The following is a 3,964-nucleotide window of genomic DNA, read 5'->3' as shown; positions in this document are numbered from 1 at the left end:
TATGATATACTAAGTATAGAAATCGTAAATTTTCGATATATTGGTGTTTCAGGTATCGCTAGACACGATTGATATAGCAGTTTTATCTACTATTTTGATATGTCTATGGATACATCAAATTGAAACTTTCAATTAATACAGATATAGATATTCAAGTGAATAGAAGAGGAATACATATGGATTTTGAAGAAAACCAAGTGCCAGAGGCGATTCTGGACAAGCTTACAAAGGTGTGTACATGCCGTAGCATTACACGTAAAACGATTAAGGAAGCCATTTTGAATGGTGCTCATACATTTCTTGAAGTAAAAGAGGCAACACGTGCCGGTACAGGCGCTTGCGGTGGTAAAGGCTGTGGCCCTCGTATCGTAAAGCTCTTAGCAGAAATGAAAGAGCAAGGTAAAATTTAAAACTAAGCAAAATTTAAAACTAAGTAAAATTTAAGATTAAGCAACAGTTAAGTGTAAGTTTGCCCTTAACTCATATAAAGACTATTACTTTAAACCAATACGGTATATATTCGTAGATTTGGGGTAATAGTCTTTTTTGCGCTAACGATTCATGAGATGTATTGGCGTTTTGGGGTTGTCTTTATTATTTGATATACTATACATAATACTTTTTAGAGATTTTGGAGGTATATATGTTTCGACGTATCGTAGCAGCTACGATGATCGGCGCATTGGCGCTCACAACGGGTTGCGGTTTACATAATCCATTTACTTCTAAGGCGGAGCCTGTGACCTATGAATCTGTAGCTCAGAGCGAGCTTTCACCAGAGGAAAAGGTGGACAAATTAGTGGCTAATATGTCTGACGCAGACAAGGTGGGGCAATTGTTGATGATTGGCATCCACGGCAAGACCTTGAACGATGATGCAAAGTTTATGCTCAATGAATACCGTGTGGGCGGCATTATCTTGTTTGACCGGAATATGGAGTCCAAGGATCAAGTGAAATCGCTGATTGCGGATATTAATAAAACTGGTAAAAGCGCGGGTTTAACGCCGTTATTCATCGGTATCGACCAAGAGGGCGGTGCCGTAGCGCGCATGGAGGATCAGCTCATCAAGGTTCCTCCAGCAGAAGAGTTAGGCAAGGAGCCTATTGAGAAAGCGGTATCCTTGGCCAAACAGTCTGGTACGGAACTTAAAGACTTGGGATTCAATATTAACTTTGCGCCTGTAGCGGACTTGGGCTTAACCTATGGCCGTTCCTTTAGTACAAATCCTGATGAGGTCGTACGCTATACCAGTGCAGTAGGCAAGGCCTATGATGATGCGGGCTTGTGGTATTCTTACAAACATTTCCCAGGTATTGGTAAAACAGACGTGGATTTACATGCTGATACCAGTGTTGTGCCAGTATCTAAGGAAACATTGCTGAATGAAGATACGAAGGTATTTGTAGACCTTATTAAGCAGTCTAAACCGAATACATATGCAATTATGGTGTCTCATGCGATGTACCCTCAAATCGATCCAGACCATCCATCTAGTTTATCTAAAGCCATCATTACAGACTGGTTGCGCAAGGATATGGGCTATAACGGCGTTGTCGTAACGGATGATATGGATATGGGCGCTCTTGCAAAACACTACACCTTCGGTGATATGGCGGTTCAATCTATTTTGGCTGGCAGTGATATCTTGCTTGTATGCCACGAGTACGAACACATGCAAGAGGCGTACAATGGCCTTATGAAAGCTGTAAAAGACGGCCGAATCTCTAAAGAACGACTCGATGAATCTGTGAAACGAATCTTGCTTATGAAGATAACTAAAATTTCTTAGACTATTTGTTTTTGTTGGCAGGAATTAATTAATCATATAACGAATATAGAAAGTGGAAGTACTATTCATTGAAATCGCATCTGAGTTGACACTCAAGGGAGAACTTTGTTATAGTTATTACACAGAGAAACTGTGCGAAGCTTACGGGCAACGTACAACGCTCGTCGACTCAAGGGTCGGCGAGCTTTTTTGTTTGTAGGAGGGACTTATGTCTAAGCCGTTTAAGTCTTTAGATTCCCTATTACGCTTGATGAGAAAACGAAATATTACAATTGGAAAGGGGAGCGAAGGTAGTAGAGTTAAAAGAATTTTAGCGAGAGATAACTATTATGCAGTAATTAATGGATATAAAGACATTTTTTTAGATAATAATGCAACATTAAATAGTGGTGATGACTATTATGTAACTGGGACAACATTCTTTCAAATATATGGATTATATTGTTTTGATCGTAATTTGCGAATTATTTTATTAAAAGCTCTATTGCAAGCTGAACAAAATATTTGTACTAAAGTATCTTATCGTTTTTCGGAGGTATATACATCTGAATTTAGTCATTTGAATGTAAATAATTTTTCTAAAACAAACTTACCAAAAGCGACGGAATTAGTCTCTAAATTATCTAATGCTACACAACGTAATGCGAGACATACGATGTTTTCTCATTATTTAACAACACATCAAGATTTACCATTATGGGTATTGGTAACAAAACTTACATTCGGTGAAATTACTAATTTTTATAAATTAATTACACCTAATATACAAGAGAGAATATTAAAAGATATACATAAGGAATATACTGGTGAGTATAAGGTATCTATTACTGATCCAACATCTACTTTGATACCTGTTTTTAGTGAAATACTAGATGTTCTTGTGGGTTATAGAAATGTATGTGCGCATGGAGACAGACTTTATAACCATAGAATTATAGGTCCAAAGAAAACTATTAAAAAATTAACATATTATTTTGTACAAACTCCAAAAGGCAGTGAATCTTCAGTATATGGAGTGTTAATATCTTTAAGATTACTATTGCCTAGAATATCGTACAAGTGTATTATTGATGAGGTAATTAATGAATTAATACTTTTAAGTGAATCGTTACCTGTTATACAGTTTAATCAGGTCCTAGCCAGAATGGAGTTAACACTTCAATGGAAACAAACCTTAGAATTATTACAATGATTATATAGTGTATACATAACACAGCTTCAAGGATTTTTATAAACCGATAGAGAATTACTTAGTATAGTTATTCTCAATCGGTTTATTTTTGTATAGTTTGTTTTGTTAGGAGTGAATTATATGGCTCGCAGAATTATGTTGAACGGTACGTCCTATTTTGGACAAGGGGCGATTCAGGAGATTGTGAACGAAATTAAGAATCGCCATTTTAAAAAGGTCCTCGTTACGTCTACACCTGATTTATTTGAGTTTAAGGTGGCTACAAAGGTAACAGACCTACTTGATGCGGCAGGTATTGCTTACGATGTATATGACAATATTAAGCCAAATCCAACCATTGAAAACGTAACATCTGGTGTGGCTGCTTGTAAGGCGGCAGGTGCTGAAGCTATCGTTGCTGTAGGTGGTGGCAGTGCTATCGATACTAGTAAAGCCATTGCTACGATTATTACAAATCCTGAGTTCGGCGATGTGCGTAGCCTTGAAGGATTGGCTCCTACGAAACATCCATGCTTGCCGATTATCGCTGTGTCTACTACATCTGGTACGGCAGCAGAGGTTACGATTAACTACGTTATTACAGACGTTGAAAAGAATCGTAAATTCGTTTGCGTTGACCCTCATGATATCCCAATCGTAGCCATCGTAGACCCTGATATGTCCGCATCTATGCCAACAGGTCTTTGCGCATCTACCGGCATGGATGCCCTCGTTCATGCCGTGGAAGGATATATTACAAAAGGTGCATGGGAACTTACGGATATGCTTCATTTAAAAGCTATTGAAATTATCGGTCGCTCCTTGCGTAGCGCTGTAGCTGGTGACTTCGCAGGTCGTGAAGCTATGTCCCTTGGTCAATATATTGCCGGTATGGGCTTCTCTAACGTAGGTCTCGGCATTGTTCACTCTATGGCACATCCATTGAGTGCTGTGTACGATATCCCTCATGGTAAAGCGTGTGCCATGCTGTTAACAGCAGT

General features: G+C 38.4%; 4 protein-coding genes. All 4 read left to right on the top strand.

What is annotated here, in order from left to right:
- Nucleotides 1-176 precede the first annotated feature (176 nt).
- Entirely contained in the window at nucleotides 177-410 is a 234-nt protein-coding gene (locus tag QZ055_RS08440) for a (2Fe-2S)-binding protein (protein WP_295826143.1), read from the top strand.
- A gap of 233 nt (nucleotides 411-643) precedes the next feature.
- Nucleotides 644-1,792, top strand: coding sequence for a glycoside hydrolase family 3 protein (locus tag QZ055_RS08435; protein WP_295826140.1), 1,149 nt, complete (start codon nucleotides 644-646; stop codon nucleotides 1,790-1,792).
- A gap of 208 nt (nucleotides 1,793-2,000) precedes the next feature.
- Nucleotides 2,001-2,984, top strand: a complete 984-nt coding sequence (locus tag QZ055_RS08430) for an Abi family protein (RefSeq protein ID WP_295826137.1) — start codon at nucleotides 2,001-2,003, stop codon at nucleotides 2,982-2,984.
- Nucleotides 2,985-3,104: 120 nt separating this feature from the next.
- A partial coding sequence (locus tag QZ055_RS08425; protein WP_295826135.1) for an iron-containing alcohol dehydrogenase occupies nucleotides 3,105-3,964 on the top strand: 860 nt, incomplete at its 3' end.

This window comes from uncultured Veillonella sp., assembly GCF_905209685.1.
Lineage (GTDB): Bacteria > Bacillota > Negativicutes > Veillonellales > Veillonellaceae > Veillonella.
This window is presented reverse-complemented; position numbering and strand designations above follow the sequence as displayed.

What these genes read in the sequence shown, in the direction of transcription:
- QZ055_RS08440 (WP_295826143.1), top strand. Translation starts at nt 177, where the DNA reads ATGGATTTTGAAGAAAACCAAGTGCCAGAGGCGATTCTGGACAAGCTT.
- QZ055_RS08435 (WP_295826140.1), top strand. Translation starts at nt 644, where the DNA reads ATGTTTCGACGTATCGTAGCAGCTACGATGATCGGCGCATTGGCGCTC.
- QZ055_RS08430 (WP_295826137.1), top strand. Translation starts at nt 2,001, where the DNA reads ATGTCTAAGCCGTTTAAGTCTTTAGATTCCCTATTACGCTTGATGAGA.